This window comes from Thauera sp., from assembly GCF_047601425.1.
Lineage (GTDB): Bacteria > Pseudomonadota > Gammaproteobacteria > Burkholderiales > Rhodocyclaceae > Thauera.
In genome coordinates this window covers 1,343,207-1,360,339 of the sequence record NZ_JASGJL010000001.1, presented here as the reverse complement: position 1 = coordinate 1,360,339, position 17,133 = coordinate 1,343,207, and the positions used below count along the sequence as shown (strand labels likewise).

Annotated in this window: 15 protein-coding genes and 1 pseudogene; 10 read left to right on the top strand and 6 right to left on the bottom strand. The window is 67.1% G+C overall.

Annotated elements, in window-relative coordinates; translation table 11 throughout:
• Positions 1–9: 9 nt before the first annotated feature.
• Both QM748_RS06645 and QM748_RS06640 read right to left on the bottom strand, forming a co-directional pair.
• Positions 10–459: a peroxiredoxin gene (locus QM748_RS06645; RefSeq protein ID WP_415246237.1), complete on the bottom strand. Its 450-nt coding sequence runs from the start codon at positions 457–459 to the stop codon at positions 10–12.
• Positions 460–663: 204 nt separating this feature from the next.
• Positions 664–1,053, bottom strand: coding sequence for an Mth938-like domain-containing protein (locus QM748_RS06640; protein WP_415246236.1), 390 nt, complete (start codon positions 1,051–1,053; stop codon positions 664–666).
• Between the two features lie 182 nt (positions 1,054–1,235).
• Here QM748_RS06640 and QM748_RS06635 point away from each other — a divergent pair, with 182 nt between their 5' ends.
• The 6 genes from QM748_RS06635 to QM748_RS06610 are packed head-to-tail and all read left to right on the top strand — an operon-like array spanning position 1,236 to position 7,827.
• Positions 1,236–2,540 carry a pyridoxal phosphate-dependent aminotransferase gene (locus QM748_RS06635; RefSeq protein WP_415246235.1) on the top strand — a complete coding sequence of 435 codons (1,305 nt, stop codon included), beginning with the start codon at positions 1,236–1,238 and terminating at the stop codon, positions 2,538–2,540.
• A 52-nt stretch (positions 2,541–2,592) separates the two neighbouring features.
• Positions 2,593–3,903, top strand: a complete 1,311-nt coding sequence (locus QM748_RS06630) for a homoserine dehydrogenase (RefSeq protein ID WP_415246234.1) — start codon at positions 2,593–2,595, stop codon at positions 3,901–3,903.
• A gap of 24 nt (positions 3,904–3,927) precedes the next feature.
• Positions 3,928–4,686: a hypothetical protein gene (locus tag QM748_RS06625; protein ID WP_415246233.1), complete on the top strand. Its 759-nt coding sequence runs from the start codon at positions 3,928–3,930 to the stop codon at positions 4,684–4,686.
• A gap of 3 nt (positions 4,687–4,689) precedes the next feature.
• Entirely contained in the window at positions 4,690–6,576 is a 1,887-nt protein-coding gene (locus QM748_RS06620) for a PhnD/SsuA/transferrin family substrate-binding protein (protein WP_415246232.1), read from the top strand.
• Positions 6,560–7,201 carry a response regulator transcription factor gene (locus tag QM748_RS06615; protein ID WP_415246231.1) on the top strand — a complete coding sequence of 214 codons (642 nt, stop codon included), beginning with the start codon at positions 6,560–6,562 and terminating at the stop codon, positions 7,199–7,201. The genes QM748_RS06620 and QM748_RS06615 overlap by 17 nt, the downstream gene beginning before the upstream one ends.
• A 47-nt stretch (positions 7,202–7,248) precedes the next feature.
• Positions 7,249–7,827: a GNAT family N-acetyltransferase gene (locus QM748_RS06610; protein ID WP_415246230.1), complete on the top strand. Its 579-nt coding sequence runs from the start codon at positions 7,249–7,251 to the stop codon at positions 7,825–7,827.
• 57 nt (positions 7,828–7,884) lie between these two features.
• Here QM748_RS06610 and QM748_RS06605 read toward each other — a convergent pair whose 3' ends face one another.
• Positions 7,885–9,954: a c-type cytochrome gene (locus QM748_RS06605; RefSeq protein ID WP_415246229.1), complete on the bottom strand. Its 2,070-nt coding sequence runs from the start codon at positions 9,952–9,954 to the stop codon at positions 7,885–7,887.
• A gap of 205 nt (positions 9,955–10,159) precedes the next feature.
• Here QM748_RS06605 and QM748_RS06600 point away from each other — a divergent pair, with 205 nt between their 5' ends.
• The 3 genes and pseudogenes from QM748_RS06600 to QM748_RS06590 all read left to right on the top strand — a co-directional run bounded on the left by QM748_RS06600 (position 10,160) and on the right by QM748_RS06590 (position 11,304).
• Entirely contained in the window at positions 10,160–10,822 is a 663-nt protein-coding gene (locus QM748_RS06600) for an MOSC domain-containing protein (protein WP_415248030.1), read from the top strand.
• 115 nt (positions 10,823–10,937) lie between these two features.
• Positions 10,938–11,063: a hypothetical protein gene (locus QM748_RS06595; RefSeq protein WP_415246228.1), complete on the top strand. Its 126-nt coding sequence runs from the start codon at positions 10,938–10,940 to the stop codon at positions 11,061–11,063.
• Positions 11,064–11,090: 27 nt separating this feature from the next.
• A pseudogene (locus QM748_RS06590) lies at positions 11,091–11,304 on the top strand (dodecin).
• A 20-nt stretch (positions 11,305–11,324) separates the two neighbouring features.
• On the opposite strand, the gene QM748_RS06585 reads toward QM748_RS06590, so the two are convergent.
• From QM748_RS06585 to QM748_RS06575, 3 genes are all read right to left on the bottom strand, one after another.
• A complete protein-coding gene (locus tag QM748_RS06585; protein WP_415246227.1) occupies positions 11,325–11,705 on the bottom strand; it encodes a VOC family protein in 381 nt (126 codons plus the stop codon).
• A gap of 7 nt (positions 11,706–11,712) precedes the next feature.
• Positions 11,713–14,493, bottom strand: coding sequence for an FAD-binding and (Fe-S)-binding domain-containing protein (locus QM748_RS06580; protein WP_415246226.1), 2,781 nt, complete (start codon positions 14,491–14,493; stop codon positions 11,713–11,715).
• A gap of 87 nt (positions 14,494–14,580) precedes the next feature.
• The gene (locus tag QM748_RS06575) at positions 14,581–15,468 is read right to left on the bottom strand and encodes a tellurite resistance TerB family protein (protein WP_415246225.1); all 888 of its coding nucleotides are present in this window, start codon (positions 15,466–15,468) and stop codon (positions 14,581–14,583) included.
• 156 nt (positions 15,469–15,624) lie between these two features.
• Between QM748_RS06575 and thrC the strand changes: the two genes are divergently transcribed.
• Positions 15,625–17,073: a threonine synthase gene (thrC, locus tag QM748_RS06570; protein ID WP_415246224.1), complete on the top strand. Its 1,449-nt coding sequence runs from the start codon at positions 15,625–15,627 to the stop codon at positions 17,071–17,073.
• Positions 17,074–17,133 lie beyond the last annotated feature (60 nt).

The window sequence follows — 17,133 nt, the reverse complement described above, 5'->3', positions numbered from 1 at the left end:
CGCCGAGGATCAGAGGGACTGCACGACGGCCAGCACCTCTGCCGCATGGCCGGGTACCTTCACGCCGCGCCATTCACGCGCGATCCAGCCTTCCGCGTCGATCACGAAGGTGCTGCGCTCGATGCCGCGTACCTGCTTGCCGTACATGTTCTTCAGCTTCATCACGCCAAAGGCTTCGCAGGCCGCTTCGTCCGGATCGGAGACCAGCTCGAAGGGCAGCTCGAGCTTGGCCTTGAAGTTCTCGTGGCTCTTGATGCTGTCGCGGCTGATGCCGAAAACTTCGCAGCCGGCGGCGGCGAATTCGCCATGCAGGGCGCCGAAGTCCTTGGTTTCGTTGGTGCAGCCGGGGGTGTTGTCCTTCGGATAGAAATAGATCACGACCTTGCGGCCGCGCAGTCCGGACAGCGTGATGCTGCGGCCGCCCGTGGCGGCCAGGGTGAAGTCGGGGGCAAGGCTCATGCGGTTCTCCGTATGTTCTTCGCGTGTCGGGCGCAGCGGAAAGAGAGGCATTCCGTGCTTGGTGGCGGGGTGCGGTGGCCCTGCCATGCGTGCTTGGGTTTCGACGCAGGGTAACGGAGCGAGGTTTCGCCCGCAATCGTCCGCCCGGCGACGGCCGTGCGGCTTGTTGAGCGCTGGGCCGGGATGCGGGCGAAGCGGAGACGATCAGTCCGCGGCGTCGAACAGCAGCGCGACCGCGACCGAGCGGCCTTCGCCGACCAGGATGTTGTAGGTGCGGCAGGCGGCAGGCAGATCCATGAATTCGAAGCCGATGCGGGCCTCGATCAGCGGGCGGAGCAGGGCGGGCGGGGGAAAGCGCTGGCGCCGGCCGGTGCCGACGATGAGGATCTCGGGCCGCAGCTCGGCCACGGCCGCCAGGTCGTCGGCCGTCAATGCGGCCAGGTCGCCGCGGGCAGTGGCGGCCCAGCCGGTGTGGATGCTGTCCGCGGTCACGATCAGGTTGCCGTCGTGGCGCACCTTGTTGACCATCACGTGGTCGTCGCCATAACCGGTGACGACGTTGAACTTGTCGTTGCTGTCCTGGTAGAGCTTCATCGTTCGTCGCTTGTCATTGCCTCGATGAGGTATTCGATGCGGCCCTCATTGCAGCCTCGTGTGCGAGCCGGGAAATTGCCGCAGTGCGGCAGCGCGGCTAAGATAACAATCTTTTGCGGCAAGGGGTAAATCCCCGGGATTCTTCCCCGCCGTCCTTCCCTCCCTGCACGAAAAGGTCAGTCATGAAAGCGGACAAGCCAGTCGAACTCGCAACGCCCAGCCCCGAACCGGCCGCCAGGGCCGAGCCGGGCGCCGCCGTCGCGCGTCCGATCCGCAAGTCGGTCAAGCTGAACAACGTGCTGTACGACGTGCGCGGCCCGATCGTGGACGCGGCGAAGCAGATGGAGGACGAAGGCCAGAAGATCATCAAGCTGAACATCGGCAACATGGCCCCGTTCGGCTTCGATGCGCCCGAGGAAATCCAGCAGGACATGATCCGCAATCTGCCGGATTCGGCGGGATATTCCGACAGCAAGGGCATCTTCGCCGCGCGCAAGGCGGTGATGCACTACACCCAGCAGCTCGGCATCGAGGGCGTGACCCTCGAGGACATCTACCTCGGCAATGGCGCCAGCGAACTGATCGTGATGGCGACCAACGCGCTGCTCAACGACGGCGACGAACTGCTGGTGCCGATGCCGGACTACCCGTTGTGGACCGCGTCGGCCAGCCTCGCCGGCGGCACGCCGGTGCATTACCGCTGCGATGAGGACAAGGGCTGGCTGCCCGACCTCGACGACATGCGCGCGCGGATCACGCCGCGCACCCGCGGCATCGTCGTCATCAACCCGAACAACCCGACCGGCGTGATCTATCCCGACGACGTGCTGCAAGGCATCGTCCAGATCGCCCGCGAGTACGGCCTAGTGCTGATGGTCGATGAGGTCTACGACAAGGTGCTGTACGACGGCGTCAGGTTCACGTCGATGGCCAGCCTGTCCACCGACGTGCTGACGCTGACCTTCAATTCGCTGTCGAAGGCCTACCGCTCCTGCGGCTACCGCGCCGGCTGGATGGTGATTTCCGGGCCGAAGGACGATGCCAAGGATTACATCGAAGGCCTGAACATGCTGGCCAACCTCAAGCTCGGCTCCAACGTGCCGGGCCAGTGGGCCATCCAGACCGCGCTGGGCGGCTACCAGAGCATCAACGACCTGGTGAAGCCCGGCGGGCGCCTGTGCCGCCAGCGCGACATCGCCTACGAACTGATCACGGCGATCCCGGGCGTCACCTGCGTCAAGCCGCAGGCGGCGCTGTACATGTTCCCGCGGCTCGACCCCAAGGTCTATCCGATCGAGGACGACCGCCAGTTCTTCATGGAAGTGCTGCGCGCCACCCGCGTGATGCTGGTGCAGGGCTCGGGCTTCAACTATCCGGACAACCAGCACTTCCGCATGGTCTTCCTGCCGCACGAGGACGACCTGCGCGAGGCCATCAGCCGCCTCGCCCGATTCCTCGAGAACTACCGCAAGCGCCGCAGCGCCTGATGCTGCGCGGCGCTCCCGACCGACACATTTCACACACCACGGAACACACTGCATGAAACCGATCAATGTTGGCCTGCTGGGCATCGGTACCGTAGGCGGCGGCACCTTCACCGTCCTGAAGCGCAACGCAGAGGAAATTTCCCGCCGCGCGGGCCGTCCGATCCGCATCACCGCGGTGGCCGACAAGAACCTGGAGCTTGCGCGCAAGGTCACCGGCGGCGAAGCCAGGCTGACCGACGACGCCTTCGCGGTCGTCAGCGATCCGGAAATCGACATCGTCATCGAGCTGATCGGCGGCTACGGCGTGGCCAGGGAACTGGTGCTGAAGGCGATCGAGAACGGCAAGCACGTCGTTACCGCCAACAAGGCGCTGCTCGCGGTGCACGGCAACGAGATCTTCGCCGCGGCGCAGAAGAAGGGCGTGATGGTGGCCTTCGAGGCCGCGGTGGCCGGCGGCATCCCGATCATCAAGGCGCTGCGCGAAGGCCTCACCGCCAACCGCATCCAGTGGCTGGCCGGCATCATCAACGGCACCACCAACTTCATCCTGTCCGAGATGCGCGATAAGGGCCTGCCCTTCGCCGAGGTGCTGAAGGAAGCGCAGGCGCTGGGTTACGCCGAGGCCGACCCGACCTTCGACATCGAAGGTGTGGACGCCGCGCACAAGGCGACGATCATGAGCGCGATCGCCTTCGGCATCCCGATGCAGTTCGACAAGGCCTACGTCGAAGGCATCACCAAGCTGGATTCGGTCGACATCACCTATGCCGAGCAGCTCGGCTACCGCATCAAGCTGCTCGGCATCGCCCGCCGCCGCGAGCAGGGCGTCGAGCTGCGGGTGCATCCGACGCTGATCCCGGCCAAGCGCCTGATCGCCAACGTCGAAGGCGCGATGAACGCGGTGCTGGTACAGGGCGACGCCGTCGGCGCCACGCTGTACTACGGCAAGGGCGCGGGCGCCGAGCCGACCGCCTCCGCCGTCATCGCCGATCTGGTCGACATCACCCGCCTGCACACTTCCGACCCCGAGCACCGCGTGCCGCACCTCGCTTTCCAGCCCGACCAGGTACGCGACGTGCCGGTGCTGCCGATCGAGGACGTCGTCACTTCCTATTACCTGCGCATGCGGGTCGAGGACAAGCCCGGCGTGCTGGCCGACATCACCCGCATCCTGGCCGACAGCGACATCTCGATCGAAGCGCTGCTGCAGAAGGAAGCGGCGGAAGGCGAATCGCATACCGACATCATCATGCTCACGCACCAGACCGTCGAGCGCAACGCCAACGCTGCGATCGGCCGGATCGAGGCGCTGCCGGTGGTGCAGGGCAAGGTCACGCGCCTGAGGATGGAAGCGCTGCAGTAAGGTCCTGCTTGCGGAACGGCAGCCGTGGCCGGTTCATCGGCCAGGCTGCGACAGGGCTTCGATGCGGGCGGTGGATGCGCCCAGGCCGGTGCTTCCGTCGATAACGACTCTTCCGGAACGCAAGTGCGCTTCTTCGACTTCACCTCCTGGCCCGACCTGCTGCTGACCGTCATCGGCCTTGCGCTGTTCACGCTGATCAGCATGGGTATCCGGCTGGTCATGATGTTCTCGATCCAGCAGCGGCGTGAGCGGGTGAACCGGCAGATCAACGAACGCCTGAAGACGCTGATCGCTGCCTACAAGACGCTGGGTGGCTCCTTCACCGGCACGCTCACCGTCGACCCCACCCACATGCGCGATCTTCGTCGCGAAACCGGTGCGGAGGACGAGGGCGAGAGCGCTGCGCAGCAGGCGTCCAGTTCCGAGCGCACCCGGCGGATTCGGGACGCGGTGGAAGCGGCGCTGTCCGACGTCATCCTGCTCGGTACCGAAGAACAGGTGCGCCTTGCCGCTGCGGCGAGCCGCCAGCTGGTCGCCGGTGAGCACGTCCATACCGACGAGCTGGTCGTCTCCCTGCGTGACTTCATCCGCCAGGCGCTGGATCTGGCGCCGGTCCCGGCCGATGCGGCAATCCCTGCCCAAGGCCCCGCACGGCCGTCGGGCACGGGCGGCCGTGCGGCTGCGGGCGGTGCCCGGGGCGGCGGTGGCGGCGGCATGGGAATGGGTGCAGGCGGAGGAAGCGCGGCTTTCGGCGTGTCCGAGCGTTCAATGCCGGATAGCTAGCCGATGTGGCACGACGGCGGTTACAGCGGGATGCGGCTGCACCGGCGACAGCCGTCAGCCGGGCTTCACGGCCAGGCCGTGCTGCAGCGGGCCATTCGGCTCTGTCTGTTGATCCTGTCCGGCTTCAGCCTGCTGTCCGGCCCGGTGCAGGCCGAAAACGGCGGCAGTCCCCAGGACGTCACCATCGGCGTCCTCGCCTACCAGGGGGAACTGGCAGCAGCGCTGGACTGGGCGCCGCTGACCCGTTTCCTGAACGAACGCGTTCCCGGCTACCGCTTCAATCTCGAACATTTCGACGCCGACAGCCTGCGCGCGGCGATCCGTGAGCAGCGCGTCGATCTTGTCGTCACCAACCCCGGCTACTACGTGGCGATGGAGAACGAGTTCGGCCTGAGCCGGATCGCCACGCTGGATTCCCCGCAGGCGCTGTCACCGGACAAGGGGACCGGTTCAGCGCTGATCGTCCGCAGCGACCGTGCCGACCTGGAGACGCTGGCCGACCTGCGCGGCAAGCGCCTGGCGGCGATGGCGCCGGACGCGTTCGGCGGCTACCTGCTGGTGGTGCGGGAGATGCTGGCGCAGGGTATCGACGCTGAGTCGCATTTCAAGGAAATCCATTTCCTCGGCGTGCCCATGATGCGCATCGTTGCCGCCGTGCAGCGCGGCGAAGCCGATGCCGGCGTGGTGCGCAGCTGCTTCATCGAGCAGGCCGCAGCGCGCGGCGTGCTGCGGCTGGAGGACTTCCGGGTACTCGGCGATCGCCGAAGCGTGGACACCACCGCGGCGGCTTTTCCCTGCGGCCTGAGCACGCCGCTGTACCCGGACTGGCCGATCGCGGTGACGCGCGGCATCGGGCACAGCCTGTCCAAGCAGGTGGCCCAGGCCCTGCTGTCGATGCCTGCCGACACCGGCATGGCGTGGACGGTGCCGGCCGACTACCAGACGGTGCATGAGCTGTACCGCGAACTGCGAACCGGTCCATACGCCCATCTGCGCGATGTCACGCTGGCGGGCCTGCTGCGCCGTTTCTGGCCCGCCTTGCTGGTTCTCGCCCTGGTGCTGACCGCCTGGGGCGTGCATACGGTGCGGGTCGAACACCTGGTGCAGCGCCGCACCGCCGAACTGCGCGCCTCGCTGCGCGCCCGTGACGAAGCCGAGGCGAGGGTGCGCAGCCATCAGGAGCAGATGGAGCACCTGTCCCGCCTGTCCATCCTCGGCGAGCTGTCGGGCAGCCTGGCGCACGAGATCAACCAGCCGCTGACCACCATCGGCAACTATGCCCGCAGCCTGCTGCGCCGGCACGCCGACGGCCGCCTGACCGACGCGGCGGTGGTCGAAGCCTGCGGCGAGATCGGCAGCGAGGCCGAACGGGCCGGCGGCATCATGCGCCGCATCCGCGACTTCGCGCGCAAGCGTACGGCGGTGCGCGAGCCGGCGGACATGCCGGCGCTGGCCGACAGTACACGCAAACTGATCGAAGGCATGCTGCTGCATGCGCCCCTGATCGTCTGCGAGAACGAGCTGCCGCCCGGTTGCGAGGTGCTGGCCGACGGACCGCAGATCCAGCAGGTGCTGCTGAACCTGGTCAAAAACGCGATCGATGCCGGACGAGGGCTGCCGCCGGAACGCCAGGCCGTCACCATCCGCCTGGAAACCGCCGACAAGCGCCTGCTGGTGCATGTCATCGACCAGGGCTGCGGTCTGACGGCGGAGCAGCAATCCCGTCTGTTCGAACCTTTCTTCACCACCAAGCCGGACGGTCTTGGCCTCGGCTTGCCGATCTGCAAGACCATCGTCGAAGCACACGGGGGTCGCCTGTGGGCCGAAAGCAATATACCGTCCGGCATGCGCTTCTCCTTCTCCCTGCCTTGCCATGCCGCTTCAAACTGAAAACCCGGTCGTCTACGTCGTGGACGACGACCCCGCGCTGTGCCGCTCGCTGCGCTTCCTGCTCGAGGCCGAAGGCTGGCCGGTGCGGCTGTTCGGTTCGGCGGAGGAATTCCTTGCCGGCATCGGCGCCTGCAACTGTCCCGAGCATCCCTGCTGCCTGCTGCTCGACATCCGCATGCCGGCGATGAGCGGGCTGGAGCTGCAGCAGGTGCTGCGCGAGCGCGGCTTCGATGCGCCGATCCTGTTCATGACCGGGCACGCCGACGTGTCGATGGCGGTGCAGGCGATGAAATGCGGCGCCTGCGATTTCATCGAGAAGCCTTTCGACGACCAGGCGATCATCGACGCCGTGGCCAAGGCCATCAAGCGCTGTGCCACGATGCTCGACGAAGCGCAGCGGCGCGACGGCGCCCGCGCCGCGCTTGCCCACTTGTCGCCGCGCGAGCAGGAAGTGGCCCACCTGGTCGCGCGCGGCCTGCCCAACAAGCTGATCGCCGCCGAACTGGGCATCAGCGAGAAGACGGTGCATATCCATCGCCAGCACGTGATGGAGAAGGCCGGTATTTCCTCTGCCGCCGAACTGGCGCGGCTCTTCCTGCGCGCGGATCCCGAAGCGCTGGACTGAGCGGCGAGGGGGGCGCTCGAATCCATGCCTGAATGGAAGGACTTTCCATGTCGACAAAGACGGGCCTGCCGTCCGGCCTGAGCTGCATGTTCGTGCCCGTTGCCCCGCAATGCCGGCGTGCGGCGGTGCGCCGGTTTTGTCTCGATACCATCAAGGAGGTTTACGGCACCGGCTATCGCGCCGACTGGCATGCCGATCTCGATCTTCTGGCGGATGAAGGTGCGGGATCATGGTTCGGTTCGTATGAGCGCGGGGCGTTCTGGGCCCTGACGACGGCTGATGGCGGGATCGTCGCCACTGCCGGATTGTATTGCCTTGCCCGCAAGCCGGATCTGGCCGCTGCTTTTTCGGCACGCTACCCGGATGCCGGAAATGTCGCGCAACTGGTGCGTGTCTATGTCGGTGGGAAGCATCGCGGGCAGCGGCTCGGGCGCTGGTTGAGCAGCTTTGCCGAGAGCGAAGCCCGCCGCCTGGGTTTCGAGACGCTTTACCTGCATGCCAGCAGCGATCGATCGGAAGCCATCAGCTTCTGGGAAGGCTCCGGCTTCACGGTCTTTGCAAGCGGTGATGGCACGACGCATTTCGACAAGGCATTGCGTGTGGATCAAGCGAAATCCCATGAATGAAAAGGGCCGGCGTTTCCGCCGGCCCAAGCTCACGCAGGAGAAGTCCTCAAACCCTCGTCAGTAGCGGGCATCCGAAGGCTTGCCGCCCTTGGGCCAGTCCTTGACCTTCGGCGGGAAGTCCGGACGGTCGAAGTGGCTGAACCAGGCTGCCACGTCCACCGCTTCCTGGTCGGTCAGGCCACCCTGGCCGAGCGGGAAGCCGTCGTGGAAGGCGATCGGCATGTTGCGCTTGACGAAGGCCGCGGCGGTGTAGATGCGGGCCATGCCGGCGCCGATGTTGAAGGAGTGGTCGCCGCCCAGCGGCGGGTAGACCCAGCGGCCCCTGGCGTCCTTGATGCCTTCGCCTTCGTCGCCGTGGCAGATCGCGCACTGCTCGGCATAAACCAGCTTGCCGTTCTCGGGGTTCGGCACGATGCTGCGGTCGATCTTGCCGATGCCGCGGCCTTCGACGCGGTCTTCGGGCTTGGTCTCGCGCTTCATCCAGTCGAAGTAGGCGACCATGGCCTTCATCTCCTCGCCTTCCTTGGGCAGCGCCTTGCCGTTCATCGAGCGCAGGAAGCAGCCGTTGATGCGCTCTTCCAGGGTGATTTCGCGGCCTGCGCGGGCGCCGTAGCTGGGGAAGAAGGCCGACACGCCGACATAGGGCGACCCATCGGCGACGGTACCGGCGTTTAGGTGGCAGCTTGCGCAGTTCATCGCCGCGCCGACGTGGTTGGGCAGCATGCGGGCGGAGTCGATGTTCAGGCGGGCGCCGAGCACGAGCTGTTCGGCGTTCGGTTCCTTCAGCATGTCGGCCAGGCGTGGCGTCTCGAACGGCCGCTCGTTGATGCCCTTGGCGCCGAGGTGCTTGCGGCCGTTGGCGATGTCGCTGGCCAGCACTTCACGCGCATCGCCGCGGCCCCAGTTGCGGCGGGTGAAGTTCAGGATGTCGGCGATTTCCTGGTCGCCCAGTTGGGCGAAGGCTGGCATGTACAGCGGGCGCTTGTGGCTTTCGGTCATCGGCGCGCGCCAGCCGGTCAGCATGATGTGGACCAGGGTCGCGGGGTCCTGCGACTGCAGCGTGTGGTTGCCGGCCAGCGGCGGGAACACGTTGGGCACGCCGTTGCCGTTGGCGCGGTGGCAGTCGGCGCAGAACTGCAGGTAGCCCAGGCCGCCGCGGGTGATGAAGATGGTGGTCGGCACGTCGTCTTCCGGTGCCGCGCCCATGCCGGCCGGCAGCGGCACGATGTTGGGCGCCGGGCCCCGGGCGATCTGCATCGGCAGGTCGTCCTTGCCCGGGGGCAGGGACTTCAGATAGACGCCCATCGCGAGCAGGTCTTCGGCCGTCATGTACTGGGTGCTGTGCTGCACCACGTCCACCATGTTGCCCGACACCGTGCCGTGCTTGTTGCGGCCGGTCTTGAGCAGTTCGGCGGTGTCCTCGGGCGTCCACAGGTTGCGCAGGCTCAGCGCGCGCCAGCCTTCGACGGTTTCGCCGGCGAGGAAGCTGTCTCCCGTGCCGCCCTTGTCGCTCATCGTCTTTTCCTGGAAGGCGAAGCCGCGCGGGGTGTGGCAGGCGCCGCAGTGGCCCAGGCTCTGCACGATGTAGGCGCCGCGGTTCCACTGTTCGGACTGCTCGGGATCGGGCTTGAAGGCTTCGTCGTCGAGGAAGAAGGCGTTCCACAGCGACAGGCCCCAGCGCATGCTGTAGGGCCATTGCATGTCGTTTTCCTTGTTCGCCTGCTCGACCGGCTCGACGCCGTTCATCATGTAGGCGTACAGGTCGCGCATGTCCGCTTCCGTCATCCTGGCGTAGGACGGGTAGGGCATCGCCGGGTACAGGTTGTGGCCGTCGGCGGCCACGCCCTTGCGCATCGCGCGGTCGAACTGCTCGAAGCTGTATTGCCCGATGCCGGCCTTTTTGTCGGGCGTGATGTTGGTGGAGTGCAACGTGCCGAACGGCGTCTCCAGCGCCAGACCGCCGGCCATCTGCTTGCCGTCCGGCGCGGTGTGACAGGCGACGCAGTCGCCCATGCGGGCAACGTATTCGCCGCGCTTGATCGCATCGGCGTCGGCCGATGCGGCTGCGGAGGCCAGCAACAGCGAACAGCCGATGCAGGCGGTTCGCAGGATCGCTCGCGTATTCATGGAAAGCTCCCTTTGGCTCATGACGATCTGACTTGCCGGGCAGCTTATTTCCCCGCTATTGGCATGGGTATAAGAAAATTTCCCTAGTGCTGGCCAGACGTCCCTTCGCCCCTTCATTTCCGATGCCCGCTGGCGCGGGTGGACTGGCCCCGGTAAGCTGACCGCCTTTGTCCCGGAGCATGGAACGGAAATGGCAGGCGCAGCGTTGACGAGCACGGTCGATCAGGTCTTCATCGGGCGCGTGCGCCTGATGCTGCCCGAAGGCGAGGCCAGCGGAATCTTCAAGTCGGCGGTCGATGGCCCGGTGCAGCTGGGCCCGACCGGACTGGAGGGAGACGAGCAGGCCGACCTGCGCCACCACGGCGGGCCGGACAAGGCGCTGCATCATTACCCGGCAGAGCACTATGCGCTGCTGGCCGAGGAGTGGCCGCAGTGCGCGGCGATGGTCGGGCCGGGAGTGCTGGGAGAAAACCTCAGCACGCGCGGCCTGACCGAACACGATGTCTGCATCGGCGACGTGCTGCGCATCGGTGAGGCCGAGGTACAGGTCAGCCAGCCGCGCTCGCCGTGCTGGAAGATCGATCTGCGGCTGAAAGTGAAGGACGCTTCGCGCTTCGTCGAGGCTGCAGGGGTGACCGGCTGGTACTACCGGGTGCTGCGCGAAGGCCGCCTGTGCGCCGGCGACGGCATCGAACTGCTCGAACGGCCGAACCCCTGGCTGACGCTGGCCGAGTACTGGGACACGGTGATCGCGCACCGGCCCGATCCTGCGGCACTGCGCCGCATCGCGGCCGCGCCCGGGCTCGCGGCGGACAAGGCCAGCCGCTGGCTGGAGCGGGCGGCCTGGCTGGAGGCGAACGCCGGCTGAAAGCCGGGCGCGCCGAGTGTGGGGCGCCGAGCCGCGAGCGCTTCTGCGGACTCGCGGCTACACTGCTTACATGCACAGCGGCCGCTGGTACCGGCGGCAAACAGGACCGGCTTTCATGGCATTCAAGCTCATCGTCTTCATCGGCATCCTCGTCGCGGTCGCCGTGCTCGGCGTCCGTGCCTATCGTTCCTCGGTGCGGGGTTTCGAGGCGCGGCAGGGCCGTGATGACGACGATGCCTGAATATCAACTCACCAACAGGAGGCAGACATGTCCGATCACGTTCTACAAGCTCGTCGAAATCGTCGGTTCGTCCAGTGAAGGTAGCGATGCCGCGATTCGCAACGCCATCGAGGCTGCGGCGCAGTCCATCCGCCACATCGACTGGTTCGAGGTCATCGAAACCCGCGGCCACGTCGTCGATGGCAAGGTCGCGCACTTCCAGGTCACGCTGAAGATCGGCTTCCGGCTGGAAACCGACTGAATGCTCCAGGTGTTGCCCGCTCAGCCGCCCTGGATCAGGTCGCGGGAGCGGGCACTGCCCTGGTTGAGACCGATGGTGCAGCCGAAGGGATCGAGCAGCATCGCGGCGCGGGCGCCGAAGTCGGTGGTGATCGGGCCGCGATGCCGCACGGCGCCCCTGGCTTCCAGATGACGGATCGCGGCGTCGATGTCCGGCACTTCCCAATACACCGTGGTGCCGCCGACGCCGCCCGGACATTTCGCATCCGCCGGGTGAAAGCCCAGGGTGATGCCGTCCGCGTGAACGAAAGCGTAGCGCGGATTCTCGTGCCGCAGGCTGCCGCCCAGGAGCTCGGCGTACCACGCCGCGGCGGCTTCGATGTCCGGCACGAAGCGGACGATGGACTCGATGCGTCGCAGCATGGCTTCGTCAGCAGCGGGCCTGTTCCATCGCTTCCCGGCTGCATTCGTCCAGCAGGTGCACGATGGAGCGGTAGGGCAGGCCGGTGGCGGCGGTGAGGCCGATCTCGCAGGTCTGGTTGCTGGAGTAGCCGCCGCAACAGCCTGCCGGCACATCGCCGCCCAGCTTGCGCAGCGCGTGAGCGTTCAGTTCGGGCACGACGAAGCCGCGGTCGCCGCCGAAGCCGCAGCATTTGACTTCCGCCGGCAGCGTCACCTGTTCGGCACAGGCGCGAGCGAGCCGGGTGAGCTTGTCTTCGAAACCCATGCGGCGCGCGCTGCAGTTCAGATGCACCAGTACCGGCGAGTTCTTCTTCGCCAGCATCAGGCGCGGCAGCAGGGCGTCGTGGGCGAACTCGACGAGGTCGTACACCGGCAGGCGCTCGCCGAGGAAGGTCTTCATCCGCAGCGAACAGGCGCTGGCATCCAGCACGATGGGGTAGCGGCCGTTCTCGCTGGCAAGGCGCAGCGCGGCTTCCAGTTCGGCCGATTTGCGCTCGGCGTCCTCGGCGAGGCCGCGGCTGGCGAAGGACTGGCCGCAGCACAGTGCATTGACGCCCTCGGGCACGATCGGCGCGTAGCCCGCACGTTCGAGCACGCGGATCACGGTGGCCGACAGCGCATCCTCCGGCGTATCGGCGCCGAACATGCGGCCGGCGCAGGTCGGGAAATAGACCACCTTGTCGCCGTCGGCGCGGGTGGTGCGGCCCAGGGGCTGGGGCCGCGGCATGCCGGCTTTCCATGCGCCGCCGCTGAGGCTGGCGAGGCGCGGCAGGCCGAGCAGGGATTCGGCGGCATGGCCGGCTTTCAGGGCGGTACGGGCCAGCGCCTGGGTGGCGCCGAAATGGTTGGCGGCGACGCGGCCCAGCTTGCGGGCGACCGAGGACAGGTTCTCGCCGCGCACCGCGCGGGTCAGCGCGCCGGTCTCGATGCCGACCGGACAGGCGGTGGCGCACAGGCCGCAGGTGGCACAGGTGTCCAGGCCCATGTAGAGGTAATCCTGGCCGAGTTCGCCGGGCGCTTCGCCTGCCGCCTTGCGCCGCGACAGCTCGCGCCAGCCGACGATGCGCTGGCGTGGCGACAGCGTGAGGCCGTGCGAGGGGCATTGCGGCTCGCAGAAGCCGCACTCGATGCAGCGATCGACCGGCGCGTACAGCTCTCCGGCGGCAGGCATCGGCTTCAGGTGCTTGATGTGGGCCTCGGCATCGTCGTTGATGATGACGCCTGGGTTGAGCAGGCCTTCGGGGTCGAACAGCTGCTTGATCTCCTTCATCAGCGCATAGGCCTGCGCGCCCCATTCCAGCTCGACGAAGGGCGCCATGTTGCGCCCGGTGCCGTGTTCGGCCTTCAGCGAGCCGTCGTACTTTTCCACCAGCAGGGTGCAGAGCTCGTCCATGAAGGCGGCGTAGCGGGCAACTTCGCTGTCGATGCCGAAATCCTGGGTAAACACGAAATGGACGTTGCCTTCCAGCGCATGGCCGAAGATGATCGCCTCGTGGTAGCCATGCTTGGCAAACAGCGCTTGCAGGTCCAGGCAGCAGGCGGCGAGGTCGGGCACCGCGACCGCGACGTCCTCGATGATGACGGTGGTACCGGGCTTGCGCACGGCGCCGACTGCCGGGAAAGTGCCCTTGCGCACGTTCCACAGGCGTGCGATCTCGGTGGCATCGGTGGTGAAGGCGGGCGCTTCGATCAGCGGATGGCGAGCCAGTTCGGCCAGCACGGCATCCATGCGTTCGCCCAGCTCCGCGGCGGACGGCGCCCGCGTCTCGATCAGCAGCGCGGTGACGCCGTCGGCCAGGTCGCGCAGCACAGGCGGCATGCCCGGCTTGTCGGCCACCGCGCGCAGCGAAGCGCGGTCTAGCAGTTCGACCGCATCCACCGGCGCCGACTTCAAACCGGCCACCGCCAGACAGGCGCTCTCCATGCCGGGGAAGAACACCAGCGCGCTGGCCTTGTGGGCGTATTCCGGCACGGTGCGGTAGGTGACGCGGGAAATGAAGCCGAGCGTGCCTTCCGAGCCGATCATCAGGTGGGCAAGGATGTCCACCGGGTCGTCGAAATCGACCAGGGCGTTGAGGCTGTAGCCGGTGGTGTTCTTGATCTTGTACTTGCTGCGGATGCGGGCGCAGAGCGCCTCGTCGGCCCTGATGCCGGCGGACAGCGCGGCCAGGCGTTCGAGCAGTGTCGCATGGCTGCCGCGGAAGGCCGCGACGCTGGCCGCATCGGCGGTGTCGAGCAGGCTGCCGTCGGCCAGCAGCACGCGGATCGCGGCCAGCGTGTTGTAGCTGTTCTGCGCCGTGCCGCAGCACATGCCGCTGCTGTTGTCGGCGGCGATGCCGCCGATCTTCGCGGCATTGATCGATGCCGGGTCGGGGCCGATCTTGAGGCCTAGCGGCGCCAGCCGGCGGTTGACCTCGGCGCCGATGATGGCCGGTCCGGCTTCCACGGCGCTGCCGTCGGCAGCGATCCTACAGGATGCCAGGCCTTCGCCGAGCAGCACCAGCACGCCGTCGGTGACTGCCTGGCCGCACAGGCTGGTGCCGGCGGCGCGGAAGGTGACCGGCCTGCGGTGACGGCTGGCGAGGTGCACGACCTCGCGCACCTCATCCTCGCTATCGACGACGGCGACGACCTCCGGGATCAGGCGGTAGAAGCTGCCGTCCGTACCGTAGGCCAGGCGGCGCAGTTCGTCGGTGATCACGCGTTCGGCGGGCAGCCGGCGGCGCAAGGCTTCGATCAATGCGGACATGAGGGCGCTCCTGGCAATGAGAAGATAAACAGCTGTGCGCGATGCTCCCTCGCTGGCAAGGCATCGCGCCCGCGGTAACGTTTTGCGTCAGGCCTGCACGCCAGTGAGCTGGTGCAGACGGGCGACGGTCTCGCCATCGAGTCCCAGCCCGCGCGCAAGCTGGCGCAGGTAGGCCACTTCGGCTTCGGTGTCAATGTCGATCGCCAGCAGCGAGGCACCATAGATCTGAGCCGCGACCGCCTGGTTGGGCACGGCTGCGATCAGGGCCTCCAGATCCAGCGGGCGATGCAGCTCGTTCACGACGAACTGCTTCTCCGCCGCAGTGACGCCGTCTTCGCTGATCTTGCCGACGATGCGCTGGATTTCGCTTTCGTCCACCTCGCCATCGGCCTTGGCTGCCGAGATCATCGCGCGCAGCACAAGCTGTTCGGTCTCGGGCGAGGTCATCGTTGCCACCATCGCGGCTTCGGCCTGGGGCGTGGCCACTTCTGCGGTGAAGCCCGCCGCCGACGCACGCGAACTCTGCTGCCAGTTTTTCAATGCCGCCATCGCCAGCGTGGCGAGGATGGCCATGCCGGTGCCGCCGAGCGGGTTGCCCGAGCCGGCGCGGCTGGCGCCGCCGCTTCCGCCACTCAGCATGCCGCCGAGCAGATCGCCCAGGCCGCCGCCGGCGCCGCCACGGCCGCCTGCCGCGCCGCCCAGCACGCCGCCGAGCAGGTCGCCCAGGCCACCCATCCCGCCGGTGCCGCGCGCCGCACCCTGGCCGCCGCCGAGCACGCTGCCGAGCACGTCCGCCAGGCCGCCGCCCGCAGCGCCGCGACCGCCGCCGCCCGCGCCCAGCACGGTGCCGAGCAGATCGCCAAGGCCGCCGGCGCCGCCCAGCCCGGACGAACCGAGGGTGTGATCGAGCCTCGAACGGCTCTGGCTGGCCATGCCTTGCTGCAGGATCTGGCCGATGATGTTGCCGAAACTCATGGTGTTCTCCGGTTTTTGTCGTTTAGCGCAGCGATTGTAGCCGTCTGACAGGGTTGCAACGGTATGTCGGGCGTCGCAGCATTCGTTAAAATCGCATGTTTGCGCCCGGATGCTTCGTCCGGTCCGATTCCAGCCCAGTCTCCGAGGACTTCCTCCGTGAAATACATCTCCACCCGAGGCCACGCCGGCCAGCCTGCCAACCCCGAGTTCTGCGACATCCTGCTCGGCGGCCTTGCACCCGATGGCGGGCTGTACTTGCCCGAGACCTACCCTCAGGTGACGCGCGCCGAACTCGATGCCTGGCGCAATCTCTCCTACGCCGAGCTGGCGTTCGCCATCCTGTCGAAGTTCGTCACCGACATCCCGCCGGCCGACCTGAAGGCGATCTGCGACAAGACCTACACCGCCGAGGTTTACTGCCACGTGCGCGAGGGCGACAAGGCCGGCGATATCACGCCGGTGCACTGGCTGGAAGAGGGCAGGCTGGGTTTGCTGGAGCTGTCCAACGGCCCGACGCTGGCCTTCAAGGACATGGCGATGCAGCTGCTCGGCAACCTGTTCGAGCATGTGCTGGCCAAGCGCGGCGAGACGATCAACATCCTCGGCGCAACCTCGGGCGACACCGGCTCGGCGGCGGAGTACGCGATGCGCGGCAAGCGCGGCGTGCGCGTGTTCATGCTGTCGCCGCACGGCAAGATGAGCGCCTTCCAGCGCGCGCAGATGTATTCGCTGCAGGACGACAACATCTTCAACATCGCCGTCACCGGCATGTTCGACGACGCCCAGGACATCGTGAAGGCGGTGTCGAACGACCATGCCTTCAAGGCGAAGCACAAAATCGGTGCGGTCAATTCGATCAACTGGGCGCGTGTCGCGGCGCAGATCGTCTATTACTTCAAGGGCTATTTCGCTGCGACGAAGAGCAATGACGAGCAGGTCGCGTTCTGCGTGCCCTCAGGCAACTTCGGCAACATCTGCGCCGGCCACATCGCCCGCCAGATGGGCCTGCCGGTGGCGAAGCTGATCCTTGCCACCAACGAGAACGACGTGCTCGACGAATTCTTCCGCACCGGCGTCTACCGCCCGCGCAAGGCCGCCGAGACCCACGTCACCTCCAGCCCGTCGATGGACATCTCCAAGGCGTCCAACTTCGAGCGCTTCGTCTTCGACCTGGTCGGGCGCGAGCCGCAGAAGGTCGCCGCGCTGTGGGCGGAAGTCGATGCCGGCCGTCCCTTCGATCTGTCGGCCTCGGAAGAATTCGCCCGCATCGGCGACTTCGGCTTCACTTCGGGCGCCAGCAGCCACGCCGACCGCCTGGCGACCATCCGCAAGGTTTACGAGCAGTACGGCGTGATGATCGACACCCACACCGCCGACGCCGTCAAGGTCGCCTGGGAGCGCGCCGCCGAAGTCCCCGCCGGCGTGCCGGTGCTGGTGCTGGAAACCGCGCTGCCGGTCAAGTTCGCCGAAACCATCGTCGAGGCGCTGGGGCGCGAGCCGGAGCGTCCCGCCGACCTCGAAGGCATCGAAAAGCTGCCGCAGCGCGTCGAGGTGATGGCGCCGGACGTGGATGCGGTGAAGGGTTTCATCACCGAGCGCGTCTGAGCTTGCAAGCGCCGTGGAGTCCCGGCTCTGCGGCGCTCTCGCGGTACCGCTTGCGCTTGA

Excerpts from the sequence above, each read along its gene's own strand:
- QM748_RS06645 (WP_415246237.1), bottom strand. The coding sequence starts at position 459 with ATGAGCCTTGCCCCCGACTTCACCCTGGCCGCCACGGGCGGCCGCAGC.
- QM748_RS06640 (WP_415246236.1), bottom strand. The coding sequence starts at position 1,053 with ATGAAGCTCTACCAGGACAGCAACGACAAGTTCAACGTCGTCACCGGT.
- QM748_RS06635 (WP_415246235.1), top strand. The coding sequence starts at position 1,236 with ATGAAAGCGGACAAGCCAGTCGAACTCGCAACGCCCAGCCCCGAACCG.
- QM748_RS06630 (WP_415246234.1), top strand. The coding sequence starts at position 2,593 with ATGAAACCGATCAATGTTGGCCTGCTGGGCATCGGTACCGTAGGCGGC.
- QM748_RS06620 (WP_415246232.1), top strand. The coding sequence starts at position 4,690 with ATGTGGCACGACGGCGGTTACAGCGGGATGCGGCTGCACCGGCGACAG.
- QM748_RS06615 (WP_415246231.1), top strand. The coding sequence starts at position 6,560 with ATGCCGCTTCAAACTGAAAACCCGGTCGTCTACGTCGTGGACGACGAC.
- QM748_RS06610 (WP_415246230.1), top strand. The coding sequence starts at position 7,249 with ATGTCGACAAAGACGGGCCTGCCGTCCGGCCTGAGCTGCATGTTCGTG.
- QM748_RS06605 (WP_415246229.1), bottom strand. The coding sequence starts at position 9,954 with ATGAATACGCGAGCGATCCTGCGAACCGCCTGCATCGGCTGTTCGCTG.
- QM748_RS06595 (WP_415246228.1), top strand. The coding sequence starts at position 10,938 with ATGGCATTCAAGCTCATCGTCTTCATCGGCATCCTCGTCGCGGTCGCC.
- QM748_RS06585 (WP_415246227.1), bottom strand. The coding sequence starts at position 11,705 with ATGCTGCGACGCATCGAGTCCATCGTCCGCTTCGTGCCGGACATCGAA.
- QM748_RS06580 (WP_415246226.1), bottom strand. The coding sequence starts at position 14,493 with ATGTCCGCATTGATCGAAGCCTTGCGCCGCCGGCTGCCCGCCGAACGC.
- QM748_RS06575 (WP_415246225.1), bottom strand. The coding sequence starts at position 15,468 with ATGAGTTTCGGCAACATCATCGGCCAGATCCTGCAGCAAGGCATGGCC.